Here is a 17,335-nt window from a genome sequence, read left to right on the forward strand (position 1 = left end):
TGGCTGGGAGCACGCTTTGCGTGACTATTTCCTCGCTGCGCGGCTTAGCAGCAACTCGGACACCTCTCCACACTTAAAAACCCAATTGTCTGCATTTTTATCCATGTAGCTCATGGGAGGGCTATCCCTCAAGGCCGGCGTATATTAAGGAAAAGCCCTGATCAGGTCAATGACCTACCGCCAAGAAATTTGCTTAAATGCGCTGTTCGAGCAAAATCCAGCCAAAGTTAGCGATTTACTTGAAAATTAAGCATTCGATTGAGTGGCACAAGCGCTTTTTGGCGAACATCTTCGTCAACAAACACCTCACGACCTGTGCCATCTAGCAGCGCTTCTTCGATAGCAACTAAGCCATTCATTGCCATCCACGGGCAATGGGCACAGCTGCGACAGGTAGCACCCTGGCCGCCGGTTGGCGCTTCAATAAAGTTCTTTTCCGGTGACAACTGCTGCATCTTGTAGAAAATACCGCGGTCGGTAGCAACAATAAAGGTCTCGTTATCCAGCTCTTGGCTAGCTTTAATAAGCTGACTGGTCGAGCCTACGGCATCGGCCATATCAACAACACTTTCAGGAGATTCTGGGTGCACTAAAATGGCCGCTTCTGGGTGTTCAATCTTCAGCTGTCGCAGAGCATTCGACTTAAACTCATCGTGAACAATACAGGCGCCTTGCCACAACAACATGTCGGCCCCCGTTTGCTTGGCAACGTAGCCCCCCAAATGCTTGTCAGGTGCCCATAGAATCTTCTCACCTTCAGCATCCAAATGGTCAACAACATCAAGCGCAATACTGGAAGTTACCACCCAATCCGCGCGAGCCTTTACAGCGGCCGAAGTGTTGGCATAAACAACTACAGTACGATCTGGGTGCTGATCGCAGAACTTAGCAAATTCGTCAGCATCACAGCCAAGATCCAATGAACAAGTTGCTTCAAGGGTCGGCATGATCACTTTCTTTTCCGGCGTTAGAATCTTCGCGGTTTCACCCATGAAGCGTACACCGGCTACCAGCAGCGTTGATGCAGGATGCTGATTACCGAACCGTGCCATTTCGAGTGAGTCGGCAACGCAGCCTCCAGTTGCCTCAGCTAGGGCCTGAATATCGTCGTCGGTGTAGTAGTGGGCTACCAACACCGCATCTTTTTCAACGAGTAACTTCTTAATGCGCTCAATGGCGGCTTGTCGTTCATCCTCATCCAAGCGTTTTGGCTTTGGCGGAAATGGGAAAGTTGGCGACAACACGTCTAACACGTCACTCATGGCGAACTCCGGCAACAACGGACAGTGATTGGAAATTTTTAAGCGCAGGGATTATACGCGAAAATTAATGAAATAAATAATGCCAATCCATTCAGAAAAGCATTGCTATAAAGCTTTAATCGACTTGCTGAATTTGGAGGGCATTAGTTGGGCATGGATGAATGCAGGCGCCACAGCCAGTGCAGGCTTCGCTGACAAGCTCAGGCGTAAACTGGCCGCCAATTTGAGGCCGAAAAAGAATCGCACTGTCGGCACAATACTCGCCGCAGCTACGACACGCGACGCCTTGATATGCAAGGCAGGTTTGCTCGTCTAACGTTAGCTGCCAACGCCATATTGGCTCGTTGGCGGCGTTCAGAGCATCATCTTGGCAAGCTTCGACACATTTGTCGCAAAGCTCGCACTCGGCGGCACCAGCAGAAAAATCAATCTCAGGAAAGCCGCCTGAACCTTTGACAATAATATTGGTGGGGCAAACCGCAATGCACTTTTCACAACGCGTGCAAGCGTCAACAAATGCGTTTTCATCCAACGCATGCGGCGGCCGAACGATAACAGCCGTGGCCACTTTGCCACGAAACAGTGCTCTCCTGGCTCTATCGGCCACCAAAGCTAGCCACCGATAGAGGCTAAATGCCTCGTTGAGCCAACTTGATGTTCGGGCAAGTAATGGCTGGCGTGTTTCTCAACCAATAGCTCCTGCAAGCGATTTTTCAGTAATGGCAAATCGGCATCCGATTGCATCAAATGACGGACACTCAATCCGCTTTCGGTGAACAGGCATAAATGCAAGTCACCACGCGATGACATCCGCAGGCGATTACAGCTGGCACAAAAATCTTTGCTATACGGCATAATGACGCCAACCCGACCTTGCCAGTCTGGGTGGCGATATTCTTCCGCTGGGCCAGCAGAAATACTGCGCTCTATCCGCTGCCACCCTTGCTTGAGCAAACTGGCGACTATTTCTTCGCCAGAACTGTGGTGCTTGCGGAAAAAGTCACGATTGTCGCCGGTCTCCATCAGCTCAATAAAGCGCAGACAAATGTCTTTATCTTTGAGCCAATCGATATAGCTATCTAACTCGTGGCCATTAATCCCTTTCATCCTCACGGCATTGAGCTTGATTGAGTCAAAATCCATTCGCTGGGCTTGGTCAACGGCGTCGAGGATATCAGTCAGGGAGTTATGACCCGTGATCTGATGAAAAACATGGGGATTAAGGCTGTCAACACTGACATTGATCGCATCTAAACCTGCTGACTGCCAATTCGTTAAATGGCGTGCCATTTTGTGGCCATTGGTGGTCAATGCCACTTTCCGGATCCCCGGCGTGTTGGCACATTGTTCAATGATTTGCGGCAGGTCTTTTCTCAATGTCGGCTCGCCACCAGTGACGCGGATCTTCTCCACGCCAAGTTCGGCAAAAGCGCGAACCACACGGCGGATTTCGTCGAGATTGAGAAAGTTACGATCGCCATCGCACTGATAGCCATCAGGCAGGCAATAGTTGCAACTAAAATTGCAAACATCGGTTATCGACAGGCGCACATAGTGAAACTGCCGACCAAAATTATCGGATAGTGACATCTTACCCCTTTCCAAGCACGGGAGGCTGAGCCTTTTCAAGCACAACCCGGAGACTCAAGGTCTCGGCTACGTCACCATCTCGTTTATAGCAAACGGCTAAGGTCACGAAGCTTCGGAGTGAACTAATTGTGTATTGAGTTTAGCGCGAAGAAACTAGGAAGTAAAAGTGGTGGGTTGTGCAGGATTCGAACCTGCGACCAATTGATTAAAAGTCAACTGCTCTACCAACTGAGCTAACAACCCGTATTGAGTTGCGAAAGTGGTGGGTTGTGCAGGATTCGAACCTGCGACCAATTGATTAAAAGTCAACTGCTCTACCAACTGAGCTAACAACCCGTATTTCGCTGTCATCAAGTTGCAAAGCGAACTTGATAAATTGCAGGATGAGAAGAAGTAAGTGGTGGGTTGTGCAGGATTCGAACCTGCGACCAATTGATTAAAAGTCAACTGCTCTACCAACTGAGCTAACAACCCATCTGAACTTGCGCACCGGCCTGCGTTGATAAAGAGTAGACCCTATCCTCCGGCGCGGCGCATATAATACTTAAAAGACGGGCAGTTGCAACAGAAAATTGCAATCTTTTCGCTAGTCGAGCAATACTCACTCAGCTTGACCGTTTTTTACCCGGACTAAAAGCTCGCGGCTATCACCGCCGCGTCTGACAACAAGCGTTTGCACAACGCTCACTTTCAAATCGATGAACCCATCTTACAAGCCGACATAAAGTGGTCGGGCTGCAAACAAGTGGAATGCACTCCCTTACTCCCAGACTCATCGACCCACACGAGGATGCCCTCACCAATGGCAAAGCCATCAATACAACGGCCACTCCAACTAACCATTTGAGCATTACCCACATAATAGCGGTTAACCTTACATTGAGTCGCTTCATCCACGACCCAAGCGCTATCGTCGTGATAAGCGACCAAGCTCGGCCCCGACGACACATTCGCGCAACCGGAAATCGCTAAAGCAAGACCAATAAATAAATACTTCGTCATCATTCAACCCTCCACTCATAGTGCAATGGGGTAAACGGATAACAATGACGGTCAGATCGCGGCCCAGAGATAACCTTCTGAGCTTGATAAAAAAATAGTTTTGTAGGATCGAAAAAGCCGCTGACTTAAAGCCTGCGGCTTTCACTAAATGACAAGCGAGATTACAGCTTGCCTTTGGCCAACTGTGCCACGTTGGAGCTAGGATACTCGTTAATTACTTGCTGATAGCGCTTTTTGGCCTCAGCCGAATCATTTTGCTTGTCAGCAATTAAGCCCAGCTTAAAGATCGACTCTGCTCGTTTGGACGACTTCGGATACTTATTCACCACAGTCAAAAACGACTGCTTCGCGTCAACTAAACTCGACTCCCGATATTTCAATTGCGCTTGCCAATAATAGGCGTTAGCAACGTAATTGGATGTCGGGTAATCGCGAATAAAGTTCGCAAAGGCAGTTGCCGCCTCATCGAAACGCTTGCCTTTGAGCAAGCCAAACGCAGCTTCATAAGCAACGTTTGCTGTCACTTCTGCGGTAGATTGCGGCGTTACAGGTGCTACAGTGGTCGGCGTAGAGGGCGCAGGAGCTTGACTTGCACCACCCAAACGGCGTTCGATATCTTGGTACAAATCACGCTGACGAGCCAAGATTTGCTCGAGCTGGTGGCCGTGAAGTTCTATCGAACCGCGCAGCTGACCCACTTCATATTCCAGATCAGACACTTGCTGTTGCATTTCAATCTGGACCTGATTGCGAGATTCAAGCATACGCTCGAGACGATCAACACGCTCTTCTAACGAATTGCCACTGGCTTCGCGAACTGGTGCAGCAGCAAAAGCCGCTCCCGTGAGGGTAGCGGCTAACACAACAATATGTCGTTTCATGGCTTAACTGATTAGTAAACTAAAACAGCGCGACGGTTCTTCGCCCAGGCTTCTTCGGTGTGACCAGAAACCAATGGCATTTCTTCGCCGTACGATACAGTGCTAATTTGGCTAGCCATCACACCCAAGCTCATCAGGTACTTAGACACAGCCTTGGCACGACGCTCGCCCAATGCAATGTTATATTCTGGCGTACCGCGCTCATCTGCGTGGCCTTCAACACGAACCGCAACGTTAGGGTTCTTAACAAGGTAGTCCGCGTGAGCTGCTAACAACTCGGCGAATTCGCCGCGAACGTCAGAGCGGTCAAAATCGAAGTAGATGATGTGCTCTTTACGCAACTCAGCATACTTCTGCATACGTTCTTCTTCAGGCGTCAGTACTGGCGCAACAGCTGAGCTGATCGCAGAGTCTTCAGCACCAGAGCCAGCAGAGCCGCTAGCGGCATCATCAGTTGTGCTACATGCTGCCAAGAACATCATCGGCAGCGCCAAAACTAGGCCTTTAGTCAACGGTTTCAATTGCATTGCCACTTTCCTTTTCAATCAAAATTTTTCAAATACTTATTACTGCAGGAACGGCGACCAAGCAGGCGCTTTGACCTGACCGTTCACAGCAGGGAGCCGTGCTTTAAAGCGACCGTCCATGGAAACTAAGGCAAGAGCTTGCTTGTTACCGTGCACGGTACTGTAAATAATCATTCCCCCATTGGGAGCAATACTGGGCGATTCGTCCAAACGGGTACTGGTTAACACCTGAAGTAGCCCGGTTTGCAAATCTTGTCTGGCAATGTGGTAGTTACCGCGATTTCGGTTCACCAATACCATCTGCTTACCGTCAGGAGATACTGCACCACCAAGGTTCATATCGCCCTCAAAAGTAAGCCTTTTTATTTTGCCCGACGCTAACTCTACGCGATAAAGTTGCGCATTACCACCCCGCTCAGAGGTGAATACCAAACTGCTGCCATCGGGCGTCCAATAGGGCTCGGTGTCAATGCTACGACTGCGCGTAACCCGTTTCAATTGACCACTGGCGATATCCATCACATAAATGTCTGGATTACCATCTTTTGACAACACCATCGCCATGCGTTTGCCGTCAGGTGAGAATCTTGGCGCGCCGTTAATACCCGGAAAATCGGTCAACAATCGTCGCTGACCAGTGTACAAATCCTGAATGTAGAGCTGTGCCTTATGCTTTTCAAATGACACATAGGCCAACTGGCGACCATCTGGCGACCATGCTGGTGACATCAGGGGTTTGGTCGAACGCAATAAGTTTAGTTCGTTATAACCATCATAGTCGGCCACCATCAATTTATATGGATGACTATCGTCGCGATCGACTACAACATATGCGATGCGGGTTAGGAATGCACCGCGTTCACCGGTCAAGCGCTCATAGATAATGTCGCTAATCCGATGAGCGTATTGGCGCAATTGTGCGCCTTTGACGACACTGCGACGGCCATCGAGAATGAACGACTGGCTTGAAATAATCGAACCATCAGCAGCAACAGCTACATCGCCCTTGGACATTTGGCCCTGAAGCACATCCAATAGCTCAAAACTTACTTGATAGCGGTCGTCACCAATAAAGGTGATGGAACCAGTGACAACAGCCTCGACTCCCAAATTAGCCCACTTATCAAAGTTAACTTGCGAAGACTGGCTTGGACGCTCTGGCATGGCTTGGACTGCCAATGGATTGAATTTACCACTGCGACGCAAATCAGAAGATACAATTGCAGCAACGTCATGCGGCAAATTTGGCTGACCTTGATAACTAAATGGCACGATCGCAATAGGGCGAGCGTTATCGATGCCCTCGGTAATAACAATTTCCAAAGCAGCATGCGACGGCGCAGCTGCCAACAGCACAACAACAAAGGTTACGCTGCTAACCAAGCGTTTGAACAAAGTATTCATTAAAGATTCGGCTCCACAGTCAGTCGAATTTCTCGCATTTTTTGGTTTACTTCAGGGTCTGCAGACATAGGTAATGTGCCTGCTTTAAGGACCGCATTTCGGGCAGAAGAACAGACCACAGGATCTCCGACACCGTTATCAACAGAGGTAACAAAGCCATCACGCGCGAGTCGAATCGTGAGCTGACACTGCTTACCCGCCATGCTGCTATCAACTAGCCAGTTGCGTTGGATAGTCGCCCGGATCAGAGCTGTGAACTTGTCAATTTCCGAAAGAATTTGGGCTTGACGCTGCTGACCAATCTGTTGGTTTTCTGCTTCCAATTCTTGCTGCATCAGCCGCTCTAGCTCGGCTTGTTCTCGTGCTTCTTGCTCTTTGCGTTTGCGCTCTTCTTCCTTACGGCGACGCTCCGCTTCCTCTTTTTCACGCTTTTTCTTGGCTTCGGCAGCAGCTTTTTCCGCTGCCTTGCGTTCAGCTTCTTTGCGCTTACGCTCGGCTTCGGCCTTACGTGCTTTTTCAGCCTCTAGCTTTTGCTTTTTCTTCGCTTCAGCAACGGCTTTATCCGCCGCTTTTTTCTCTTGTTCTTTGCGTTTGCGTTCTGTTTCTAGTTTCTTCAGTCGGTTCTGCTCAGCTTTGCGCTTGTTCTCCACTTCTTTGAGCTTTCGCTCGAGCTCCTCAATGCGCTTTTTCTCCGCTAGCCGCTTCCTTTCTTTGTCGGCCTTAATGCGCTTAACCTGCTCATCAATTCGACTTTGATCGATGGTCACGGCCTGAATCGGCTGGCCCTGAGGTTGCGGCTGTATTTTTGGTTTCGGCGTCATGCTCATACTGATCGACAACAAGGCAACAATGCCGACGTGGACCAGTGCTGATAAACCAATGTACTTGCTAAAAGGACCTAGCTTCACTGACCTACCCTACTACTCAGTATCTTCGGTCATCAGACCGACAGCTGGCACACCATGATTTTGCAGTGTCACCATAAGATTAATCACGACTTCGTAGGGTACCCGGCGATCGCCTTTGACAACAACCGGGGTATCCGGCGCAATCACTAGTTGAGCGGCAACAATTTCAGCCAGCTCATCAAGCTCTCGGGGGGTGTTATCATCATCATCACCGATCGATACATAATAGTTACCATCAGCATCAACAGACGCCACCAGTGGTGGGTTGGTATCAGTCGACAATGGCTCCGCCTCACCTTGCGGCAAGTCGACTTTGACTCCTTGGGTGATCAATGGCGCCGTTACCATGAAGATAATCAGCAGCACCAGCATGACATCAATGTATGGCACTACATTAATATCAGCGACTTTGCGGCGGCGCTTTCGCTCAAATGACATGGTTAGGACTCTTTTTGCTCTTCAGCGACTGTTTGGCGTTGCAAAATAGAAAGAAACTCATCAGCAAAGTTGATGTAAGCATTTTCCAGTTTTTCAACCCGAGTAGAAAAGCGGTTATAGGCAATTACCGCTGGAATTGCAGCGAAAAGGCCCATGGCTGTGGCAATCAAGGCCTCGGCAATACCGGGGGCAACCATTTGCAAGGTTGCTTGTTTTACCGCGCCCAACGCGATAAAGGCGTTCATAATCCCCCAAACGGTGCCGAACAAGCCAATATATGGGCTTGTTGAGCCGACTGTTGCCAGGAACGGCAAGTGCGTTTCAAGTTCGTCTACTTCTCGTGACAAGGCCACACGCATCGCGCGTCGGGTTCCTTCTAGCGACTGCGCGGCATCACGATGGCCAGTGCGACGCAGGCGAATAAACTCTTTGAATCCGGAGTGAAATATCTTTTCTAAACCAAAGGTATCGGAACGAGCGCTCACTTCTTGATACAAGCGGTTCAGATCCAACCCAGACCAAAACTTGTCTTCAAATTGACTCAACCGTGTCTGAGCATTGTTGAGGGTTTTACTGCGTTGGAAAATCATCGCCCAAGACACTACGGAGAGCAGTAACAGCGTCAGCATTACCAACTTAACCAGTAAGCTCGCCTCTAAAAACAGACCGATGAGAGAAATTTCAGCCGACACGTGTCAGCACCTCCATAATGGGTTTTGGTATGGCAACGGGTTTGTTGCGGGTCAAATCTACACAGGCTAGGGTCACTTGACCAGACACAAACTGTTGATTTTGATCAGAACTGCAGACCGTTTGTGCAATGGTTAAGCTAGCTTTGCGAAGATTAGTCAGCTCACAGGTAACATTGAGCGATGCATTGAAGCGTGCGGACGCGAGGTAATTGATATCGACGTGACGAACGACGAACGCGATACCATCGTCCAAGTAGGTATCTTGTTCAATACCTAGCTGACGAAGCCATTCAGTTCTGGCTCGTTCCATAAATTTGAGATAGTTGGCGTAGTAGACCACACCACCGGCATCTGTATCTTCGTAGTAAACACGTACCGGCCAGATAAATGATTCTGTTGTCACGGCTTACCTGCCAGAGCATCCAGTTTATTTAGCGCACATTCGTTTGAGTGCCTCACTATACAGAAAGTTTCCGGCAAATTTAACTTTCGACGAAGTCTGTTAGCAATTGGCCAAGGATCACTCGAAATTGCATTACTATCGTTAACTTAGCCACCAGATCGAATAATCATTCAAAAAACACGAATAAATCGAAAAAGGCCACACCTGCAAGGCTTAACAAAATATTCACAAATAAAATTAAAAACTGAAAAAATAGAAGCTACATTAGTTTTATTAATGATGATTCTCAAATTATCTCGTTTGAGATAAAACCGATCTGGCAATAATATGCTCCCCATCGAAGCAACAGTTAGCGCTGTGTTCGAGTAAGCGTTTTATGACCATCGAGTTTTTAGTACGGACTTGGTGGTTACTACGGATAGTTCCCTGATTTATTTTCTTTCCTGAAGCATAAATGCTGCCCGCGAATTTCGCGGGCTTTTTTTTGCCTTGATTTTACTGATCGAGAGACGGATGGATACGGGAGAAGTGTTGATAGGCCCGCTCGGTCGCGATACGGCCACGAGGCGTACGCTGAATAAAGCCTTGCTGAATCAGATAAGGTTCAAGCACATCTTCAATGGTATCGCGCTCTTCACCAATAGCTGCTGCCAAGTTGTCCAAGCCAACCGGCCCACCACTGAATTTATCGATTATCGCCAGTAACAATTTACGGTCCATGAAATCAAAGCCACGCGGATCAACATCAAGTAAGTCCAGCGCCTTGTTTGCCACGTCCTGATCTGCCTGTCCATCATGACGAACATCAGCAAAGTCTCGCACCCGACGAAGCAAGCGATTAGCGATCCTTGGTGTGCCGCGCGAACGTTTGGCAATTTCTTCAGCACCGGTTAATGACAAATTCATACTGAGATAGCCAGCTGAGCGCTCAACGATGTTGGTTAAATCGGCGGTATTGTAAAACTCCAAGCGCTGCACAATGCCAAAGCGATCGCGCAGTGGCGAGGTTAATGATCCCGCACGAGTGGTGGCGCCAATCAGAGTAAAAGGAGGTAAATCCAGTTTGATCGAGCGAGCCGCCGGCCCTTCGCCGATCATAATATCCAGCTGATAATCTTCCATGGCGGGATACAACACTTCCTCAACCGCTGGGTTTAAACGATGGATCTCATCGATAAACAGCACATCATTAGCTTCAAGGTTAGTCAGCATGGCAGCTAAATCGCCTGCTTTTTCCAACACAGGTCCAGAGGTTTGTCGCATGTTGACGCCCATTTCATTGGCAACAATATGGGCTAGTGTGGTTTTACCTAAACCGGGTGGGCCAAAGATCAGTAAGTGATCCAGCGCATCCTGTCGCTTCCGCGCCGCTTCGATAAAGATGTCCATTTGCTCGCGAACATGAGGTTGGCCCTCGTACTCGGCCAATGTTTTAGGCCGTATTGCCCGCTCAATGGCATCGTCTTCTCGGGTCGCTTCGGCTTGAATCAGTCGATCCGCTTCAATCATGGCTCACGATCCTTACATCATGGACTTTAATGCGTCACGGATCAGATCTTCTGAACTCATGCCGTCTTTGGCTATTTTAGTCACCGCTTGCTTGGCTTGATTGTGCTTGTAACCCAATGCTTCCAAAGCACTAATGGCATCTGCTTTAGCGTCAACAGGTGTTTCAACTGCTGCACTTGGCTCCACCGTCGGCATTGCCAGAGCCTCAGTTTCACCACCGTGCCAGTCTTTTAGCTTGTCACGCATCTCAATCAGTAGCCGTTCGGCTGTTTTCTTGCCAATCCCCGGTAACTTGGTCAATGCCGTGACATCGTCTAGATTCACGCACCGAACAAACTGTTCTGCAGTCATACCACTGAGGATTGCCAAACCCAGTTTAGGTCCAACACCGTTGGTCTTGATGAGTTCTCGAAATAATGCGCGCTCTGATTTAGAACCAAAGCCAAACAGTAATTGAGCGTCTTCTCGCACCACAAAGTGGGTATATATAGTGGCGGCTTGGCCAATTTCAGGCAGATTAAAGAAGCTGCTCATCGGCATTTGTACTTCATAACCCACGCCACCGACATCCAGTAAAACTTCTGGCGGTTGTTTGTCGGCGATTTCGCCCCGTAAACGTCCAATCACGTGTTTGATTCCATCAATAGCTTTGATGAGCCCGAGGGTAACAAAGTTTCATAGTCTTGAGTAGATTTCACTGTAAAAAAATACAGTAGTGTCTTGGGAATCATTGAACATCATATCTGCAGTAGCAAATTATAAATTGCATTCCACTGACAACAATGGCCTGGCATCTGCAATGAGTCATAACTAATCACCCCAGCTAACACAAAGCCGTTACTACCTGAGACAACATAAACCATATTTATCAATTAGTTAGCTGCAATCAAATCGTATCAAGCAAGAGTAAAAAGGACCCAGTTATGACAATGCACTGCTACCAATGTGAGGAAACCAACAATGGCGAGGCTTGCACCACCAAAGGTTTGTGTGGCAAATCCGTCAGTACTGCCAAGCTGCAAGACCAGCTTATTGAGGCCGCTTCGCAACTGGCCTATGCGACACTGGAAATCGGCGACTGCCCGAAGGTTGACGATCTGATTCGCACTGCTCTGTTTGCCACCATCACCAACGTTAACTTCGACAATCAAAGCTTGCGTCAACTATTCACTTGCATGACTAATGAAATTGAACGCTACACGCCAGATGCAATCCCAAGTGTGATCCGCACGGACATTCTCAAGTCTGCGGGAGTGTTGACCATGCACAACCCAGATCGCCGCTCGGCCAAAGAATTGCTGATTTATGGCGTCAAGGGTATTGCCGCTTATGCCGAACACGCCGCTCAGTTGGGCTATCGCGATTCTTCGGTCGATCAGTTTATTCGCCAGGTGATGGCGGCTTTAACCACTCCGTTGCGGTTTAGTGATTTGATGGATTGGATCGTTAAAGCCGGCGAGGTATCGGTCGCTACCATGGCACTGCTCGATAAGGCCCACAGGGAATGTTATGGCTCACCGGAAATCTCCGAAGTAAGTCTCGAAGCAGGCTCTGCTCCGGGTATTTTAATTTCCGGTCACGACTTGAAGGATTTGGCCCAATTACTTGAACAGACCAAGAATTCAGGCATTGATATCTACACCCATGGTGAAATGCTACCGGCCCACTATTACCCCTACTTCAAACAATACTCCCACCTCAAGGGCAACTACGGCGGCGCATGGTGGCAACAAGAGCAGGATTTTAGCGCCTTTAACGGGCCTATATTGATGACGACCAATTGCTTGGTACCACCACAAGATAGTTATGAAGACAGATTGTTTACCACCGGCCCAGTGCGCCATTCTGGCCTGACTCATATCGAAACAAATTCCGCTGGCGACAAAGACTTTTCCGCACTGATTGATTTGGCTCATCAGTGCCGTGCTCCAGAGCCATTGGAAACAGGCCATATTGTCGGTGGCTTTGGCCATGACCAAGTGATGGCATTAGCCGATCAAGTGGTTGAAGCGGTGCAAGCGGGTGCCATTAAGCGGTTTGTGGTGATGGCGGGTTGTGATGGACGCTCAGATGAGCGCGAATACTACACTCAAGTTGCCGAGCAATTGCCGCAAGATGCCGTCATCCTAACGGCTGGTTGTGCAAAATTTCGCTATAACAAGCTGGATTTGGGCACGATTAATGGTATTCCTCGGGTGCTTGATGCGGGTCAGTGTAATGATTGCTACTCGCTTGCGGTCATCGCACTGAAGCTACAAGAGGCATTTTCGGTCGATTCGCTCAATGATTTGCCGTTGTCATTTGATGTTGCTTGGTATGAGCAAAAGGCGGTGGCGGTGTTACTGGCTTTACTGCATTTGGGCGTTAAAGGGATTCGCCTTGGCCCCAACTTACCGGCGTTTGTCACCGGTAAAGTTGCCGATATCTTGCTCAATGACTTTGAGCTGAAAGGCATTGGCAGCCCTGAACAAGATGTCGAAGCGATGATGCTGGGACGATGATGAAAGGACAGTGATTTTTTCCCTCAGGAAACGTCAACGCCAACGGCCACGGCGGGTACCCGTGGTCGTCCCTGCCATGGCGATTAAACTCTGCTGCGTGTGAGCATGACAAATGGCCACCCCAAGGGCATCAGCAGCGTCGGCTTGCGGCGCTGCCGGTAGTTTCAACATATGCGAAACCATAGCCTGCACTTGGGTTTTATCAGCTGCGCCGGTGCCAACCACAGCTTGTTTAATTTCACGCGCGGCGTATTCAGCCACTGGCAAACCTTGGCATGCTGCAGCGACAATTGCCGCGCCCCTAGCCTGCCCTAGCTTCAGTGCCGAATCGGCATTTCGCGCCATAAACACGCGTTCAATCGCAAACTGTTCGGGCTGAAACTGAACAATCAATTCGCGCACGCCATCGTGAATTTGCCGTAATTTTTCAGCTAACTCGCCTTCCGAGGTGCGAATACAACCACTGCCGAGATAATCGAGTTTGCGACCCTGGGCGCGGATCACGCCATAGCCGGTGATACGAGAACCAGGATCGATACCAAGAATGAGTGCCAAAAATCTGCCTTCTTTTAAAAACTGCCAGCTCAATTGATTACGCCGGCCTGAATGGAGGATGACTGATGCGATTTCAGACTATCGGCCGCATGGATGCGGTCGCTAAGCCTCCACGGATGGATTTACGGCGCGTCTTAAATTGCATTAGCTTCCTGCATTCTTCAGGACACTGAAGCCCCCTGAGCCAATCGAGTTTGATCGGCCGATTAAGATCAATCTAACTCAGCCATGACGTCATCGGAGATATCGCCATTGTGATACACCTCTTGGACATCGTCATCATCTTCCAAGGTATCAATCAAACGGAGAAATTTCTTCGCCGTATCGAGGTCTAGTTCAGCTTTTGTCGATGGTACTTGAGTCACCTCAGCATTAAGCGCTTCGAAGCCTGCAGCATCAAGGGCATCTTTAACATCACCAAACTCTTCCGGTGTGGTAACCACTTCGAAGCTACCGTCGTCATTGGTCAGCACGTCTTCCGCGCCACCTTCCAAAGCGGCATCCATCAGCGCATCTTCATCTTCCGATTCGCCGTAGCTAATAACGCCTTGTTTACTAAATAAGTAAGCAACTGAGCCATCGGTACCAAGGTTGCCACCTGACTTAGTAAATGCTGAGCGGACAGAACTGACGGTTCGATTGCGATTATCGGTCATGGTTTCAACCATAACCGCCGTGCCGCCGGGGCCATAGCCTTCATACACCACAGTTTCTAGTTCGACACCATCAAGCTCGCCTGCGCCACGTTTAACCGCGCGATCAACGGTATCGCGAGTCATGTTGTTCGATAACGCCTTGTCGATTGCCGCTCGTAAGCGAGGATTTGAATCCGGGTCGGAGCCGCCTTCTCGCGCAGATACTGTGAGCTCACGAATCAATTTAGTGAAAAGCTTGCCGCGCTTGGCATCCTGCGCCGCTTTCCGGTGTTTGATGTTGGACCATTTACTGTGACCAGCCATTTGTTACTCCTTGCATGCGGTTACTCAATGGCACTGTGGGTTTGTATCAGACCGCTACTGCTCGGCCCCTGTCATCAACAATCGCAATGCTTGCTGATTACTGGGTGAGCTCAAACGGGTTAACGCCTGACGCCATGGCAGCCAGTCAAACTTCAGGTGTTCTTCAGGAGCCAATTGAATCGGTGTCGGAGATGGCAGCGTTAAACTAAACCAGTGCTCGGTGTTGGTAGTGCAGCCATCGGCATAGCGATGACGCCATTGAGGACGAATGGTATAGCAAACTTGCCGATTCATGTTGGACCAAACTCCCATTTGTGGAGTCAGCCCTGTTTCTTCGGCAAGCTCACGAATTGCTGCGGGTTCAGGCAGTTCATGCCATTCCAAACTGCCCGTCACGGACTGCCAGAAGTTAGCGTCATCCGCCCGTTGCATCACTAGGGCGTGACCGGTTTGGCTGGTGATCACCACCAACACTGAAACCGGTCGTTTAGCGATAGTCATTGCGACCTAACTCGCCATAGCCTTTTGCTTCGCTATATCTGGCGACAATTATGCGTCGTCTTCTTTTGCTTCAACTTGGGTAGTAATGCCCAGTTCGGCTAATGCCGCAGGGTTGGCGACACTTGGCGCATCCGTCAACGGGCAAGCAGCCGTCGTGGTTTTCGGGAATGCCATCACGTCACGAATCGAAGTGGCACCGGTCATTAACATGATCAAGCGGTCAAGACCAAAGGCCAAACCGGCATGTGGTGGCGCACCGAACTGCAGCGCGTCGAGCAAGAAGCCAAACTTCTCACGAGCTTCTTCATCGCTAATGCCTAATACGCGGAAGGCCGCAGCTTGCATCGCCTGATCGTGAATACGAACCGAACCTCCGCCTAACTCAACACCATTCAACACCATGTCGTAGGCATCCGATAGCGCGTTTGCAGGGTCAGCTTCTAGCTGCTCTGGCGTTACCCCAACTGGAGCAGTAAACGGGTGGTGAATGGCTGCTAAACCGCCATCGTGTTTTTCGAACATTGGGAAATCAACCACCCAAAGCGGCTTCCAGCAATCTTCTACCAGTTCAAAATCTTCGCCCAACTTCAAACGCAACGCACCCATGGCTTCCGCCACGACGGTTTCGTTATCAGCACCGAACAATAGGATGTCACCGTCAGCAGCTTCAGTGCGAGCAATCAATTGCGCAATGATGTCTTCGTTGAGGAACTTGGCAATTGGCGACTGCACATCACCGGCAGCGGCGCCGTTAATCTTCATCCACGCCAGACCTTTGGCACCATAAATGCCAACGTACTTGCCGTATTCGTCAATTTGCTTGCGCGACAAGCTTGCACCGCCAGGCACGCGAATGACCGCGACGCGACCTTCAGGATCGTTGGCAGGGCCAGAGAATACTTTGAATTCAACCTCTTTGAGCAAGTCCGCAACGTCGACCAGCTCCAGCGGGTTACGCAAATCTGGCTTGTCCGAGCCAAAACGGCGCATCGCTTCGGAGTATGGCATCGATGGGAACTGACCCAAGTCAACGTCCAGCAATTGTTTGAACAAGTCGCGGATCATTTCTTCGGTTTTAGCCATCACTTCGGCCGACGTCATGAACGAGGTTTCGATATCAATCTGAGTAAATTCAGGCTGGCGATCGGCACGCAAGTCTTCATCACGGAAGCACTTAACGATTTGGTAGTAACGGTCGAAACCGGACATCATCAGCAGCTGCTTAAACAACTGAGGTGATTGCGGCAAGGCAAAGAACTTGCCTTTGTGAGTGCGGCTTGGCACCAAGTAGTCGCGGGCACCTTCAGGTGTTGCCGCGGTTAGGATTGGGGTTTCAATATCGAGAAAGCCATTGTCGTCCAAGAAGCGACGAACGGCGCTAGTGACTTTAGAGCGGAACTTGATGCGATCGCTCATAACTGGGCGACGCAAGTCTAAGTAGCGATATTTGAGACGCTGCTCTTCTGAGTTTTCTTGGTTGGAATCGAGCGCTAGCGGTGCGCTGGCATTCAAAATAGTTAGTTCTGTTGCAATCAGTTCGACTTCACCGGTTGCCATTTGCTTATTGATTTGGCTTTCTGGACGAGCACGCACTTGACCGGTGAGCTGGACACAGTATTCGTTGCGCAGAGAGTTGGCGACTTCGAACACGTCTTTGTTGTCAGGGTCAAATACGACCTGAACAATGCCTTCACGATCGCGCAAGTCAACGAAGATCAGGCCACCTAAGTCGCGGCGTTTGTTTACCCAGCCACACAAAGTGACGGATTGCTCAACATGTTCAAGATTAACCTGACCGCAATAAACTGTGCGCATCTGTATCCCTTATATTTTGTTACTTAGCATGATATTTCATGCTGTGATGTTTGCTCTGTGTAAAGGCCTTAAGGGCGATCACACAAATTCTAAATTCGATAGTAATCAGGCGCTCTTGGCGTCTGATTTTTTATCACCGGACAAGTTTTTCTTGTTGCCACTTTTAAAGTCGGTCTCATACCAGCCAGAGCCGGATAAGCGAAAGCCAGCAGCTGAAATCAGTTTTTTTAAGCTACTGTTGTTGCAAGCTGGACACTCGGTTAACGGTGCATCGCTCATTTTCTGTAACTTTTCTAACTCGTGACCACAATCGTCACAACGGTACTCGTAAATCGGCATAACGTGTCTTTCTAAACTTTATAGCCAATCAATGTGACTCAATTGGCAA

At 49.4% G+C, this 17,335-nt stretch carries 19 protein-coding genes, 3 tRNA genes and 1 riboswitch; of the genes, 1 reads left to right on the forward strand and 21 read right to left on the reverse strand.

Annotated elements, in window-relative coordinates; all coding sequences use genetic code 11:
* Positions 1-227 precede the first annotated feature (227 nt).
* The 16 genes from nadA to ruvA form a co-directional block, all read right to left on the reverse strand.
* On the reverse strand, positions 228-1,262 hold the full coding sequence (nadA, locus tag CBE68_RS14845) for a quinolinate synthase NadA (protein WP_087506886.1): 1,035 nt from the start codon (positions 1,260-1,262) through the stop codon (positions 228-230).
* A gap of 115 nt (positions 1,263-1,377) precedes the next feature.
* The gene (gene napF / locus CBE68_RS14850; protein ID WP_229744699.1) at positions 1,378-1,869 is read right to left on the reverse strand and encodes a ferredoxin-type protein NapF; all 492 of its coding nucleotides are present in this window, start codon (positions 1,867-1,869) and stop codon (positions 1,378-1,380) included.
* A 5-nt stretch (positions 1,870-1,874) separates the two neighbouring features.
* Entirely contained in the window at positions 1,875-2,852 is a 978-nt protein-coding gene (gene moaA / locus CBE68_RS14855; protein WP_087506888.1) for a GTP 3',8-cyclase MoaA, read from the reverse strand.
* A riboswitch (molybdenum cofactor riboswitch) is annotated at positions 2,841-2,982 on the reverse strand. Its footprint overlaps the gene before it by 12 nt.
* A gap of 37 nt (positions 2,983-3,019) precedes the next feature.
* A tRNA-Lys gene (locus CBE68_RS14860) sits at positions 3,020-3,095 on the reverse strand.
* Positions 3,096-3,112: 17 nt separating this feature from the next.
* Positions 3,113-3,188 (reverse strand) — tRNA-Lys (locus CBE68_RS14865).
* A 62-nt stretch (positions 3,189-3,250) separates the two neighbouring features.
* Positions 3,251-3,326, reverse strand: a tRNA-Lys gene (locus CBE68_RS14870).
* Positions 3,327-3,542: 216 nt separating this feature from the next.
* Positions 3,543-3,857, reverse strand: a complete 315-nt coding sequence (locus CBE68_RS14875; protein WP_087506889.1) for a hypothetical protein — start codon at positions 3,855-3,857, stop codon at positions 3,543-3,545.
* A 158-nt stretch (positions 3,858-4,015) separates the two neighbouring features.
* Positions 4,016-4,735 carry a tol-pal system protein YbgF gene (gene ybgF, locus CBE68_RS14880; protein WP_087506890.1) on the reverse strand — a complete coding sequence of 240 codons (720 nt, stop codon included), beginning with the start codon at positions 4,733-4,735 and terminating at the stop codon, positions 4,016-4,018.
* A gap of 11 nt (positions 4,736-4,746) precedes the next feature.
* Complete coding sequence (gene pal / locus CBE68_RS14885; RefSeq protein ID WP_087506891.1) at positions 4,747-5,262, reverse strand: peptidoglycan-associated lipoprotein Pal; 516 nt, start codon at positions 5,260-5,262, stop codon at positions 4,747-4,749.
* 39 nt (positions 5,263-5,301) lie between these two features.
* On the reverse strand, positions 5,302-6,666 hold the full coding sequence (tolB, locus tag CBE68_RS14890) for a Tol-Pal system beta propeller repeat protein TolB (protein WP_087506892.1): 1,365 nt from the start codon (positions 6,664-6,666) through the stop codon (positions 5,302-5,304).
* The gene (gene tolA, locus CBE68_RS14895) at positions 6,666-7,574 is read right to left on the reverse strand and encodes a cell envelope integrity protein TolA (RefSeq protein ID WP_087506893.1); all 909 of its coding nucleotides are present in this window, start codon (positions 7,572-7,574) and stop codon (positions 6,666-6,668) included. Before tolA ends, tolB begins: the two co-directional genes overlap by 1 nt.
* A gap of 12 nt (positions 7,575-7,586) precedes the next feature.
* Positions 7,587-8,012, reverse strand: a complete 426-nt coding sequence (gene tolR, locus CBE68_RS14900) for a protein TolR (protein ID WP_087506894.1) — start codon at positions 8,010-8,012, stop codon at positions 7,587-7,589.
* A gap of 2 nt (positions 8,013-8,014) precedes the next feature.
* Positions 8,015-8,704: a protein TolQ gene (gene tolQ / locus CBE68_RS14905; RefSeq protein ID WP_087506895.1), complete on the reverse strand. Its 690-nt coding sequence runs from the start codon at positions 8,702-8,704 to the stop codon at positions 8,015-8,017.
* Positions 8,694-9,107: a tol-pal system-associated acyl-CoA thioesterase gene (gene ybgC / locus CBE68_RS14910; protein ID WP_087506896.1), complete on the reverse strand. Its 414-nt coding sequence runs from the start codon at positions 9,105-9,107 to the stop codon at positions 8,694-8,696. The genes tolQ and ybgC overlap by 11 nt, the downstream gene beginning before the upstream one ends.
* 495 nt (positions 9,108-9,602) lie before the next feature.
* A complete protein-coding gene (ruvB, locus tag CBE68_RS14915; protein ID WP_087506897.1) occupies positions 9,603-10,616 on the reverse strand; it encodes a Holliday junction branch migration DNA helicase RuvB in 1,014 nt (337 codons plus the stop codon).
* A 12-nt stretch (positions 10,617-10,628) separates the two neighbouring features.
* Positions 10,629-11,243: a Holliday junction branch migration protein RuvA gene (ruvA, locus tag CBE68_RS14920; RefSeq protein WP_087506898.1), complete on the reverse strand. Its 615-nt coding sequence runs from the start codon at positions 11,241-11,243 to the stop codon at positions 10,629-10,631.
* Positions 11,244-11,539: 296 nt separating this feature from the next.
* Between ruvA and hcp the strand changes: the two genes are divergently transcribed.
* On the forward strand, positions 11,540-13,117 hold the full coding sequence (gene hcp, locus CBE68_RS14925) for a hydroxylamine reductase (protein WP_229744700.1): 1,578 nt from the start codon (positions 11,540-11,542) through the stop codon (positions 13,115-13,117).
* Between the two features lie 33 nt (positions 13,118-13,150).
* Here the strand turns inward: hcp and ruvC are convergent, their stop codons facing one another.
* From ruvC to CBE68_RS14950, 5 genes are all read right to left on the reverse strand, one after another.
* Complete coding sequence (ruvC, locus tag CBE68_RS14930; RefSeq protein ID WP_087506900.1) at positions 13,151-13,672, reverse strand: crossover junction endodeoxyribonuclease RuvC; 522 nt, start codon at positions 13,670-13,672, stop codon at positions 13,151-13,153.
* Positions 13,673-13,884: 212 nt separating this feature from the next.
* Complete coding sequence (locus CBE68_RS14935; protein ID WP_087506901.1) at positions 13,885-14,631, reverse strand: YebC/PmpR family DNA-binding transcriptional regulator; 747 nt, start codon at positions 14,629-14,631, stop codon at positions 13,885-13,887.
* 54 nt (positions 14,632-14,685) lie between these two features.
* Positions 14,686-15,132: a dihydroneopterin triphosphate diphosphatase gene (gene nudB, locus CBE68_RS14940; protein WP_087506902.1), complete on the reverse strand. Its 447-nt coding sequence runs from the start codon at positions 15,130-15,132 to the stop codon at positions 14,686-14,688.
* A 48-nt stretch (positions 15,133-15,180) separates the two neighbouring features.
* Positions 15,181-16,947: an aspartate--tRNA ligase gene (gene aspS, locus CBE68_RS14945; RefSeq protein ID WP_087506903.1), complete on the reverse strand. Its 1,767-nt coding sequence runs from the start codon at positions 16,945-16,947 to the stop codon at positions 15,181-15,183.
* A gap of 105 nt (positions 16,948-17,052) precedes the next feature.
* On the reverse strand, positions 17,053-17,286 hold the full coding sequence (locus tag CBE68_RS14950) for an FmdB family zinc ribbon protein (RefSeq protein ID WP_087506904.1): 234 nt from the start codon (positions 17,284-17,286) through the stop codon (positions 17,053-17,055).
* Positions 17,287-17,335: the final 49 nt, after the last annotated feature.

This window comes from Neiella marina (assembly GCF_002165625.1).
Classification (GTDB): Bacteria; Pseudomonadota; Gammaproteobacteria; order Enterobacterales; family Neiellaceae; genus Neiella; species Neiella marina.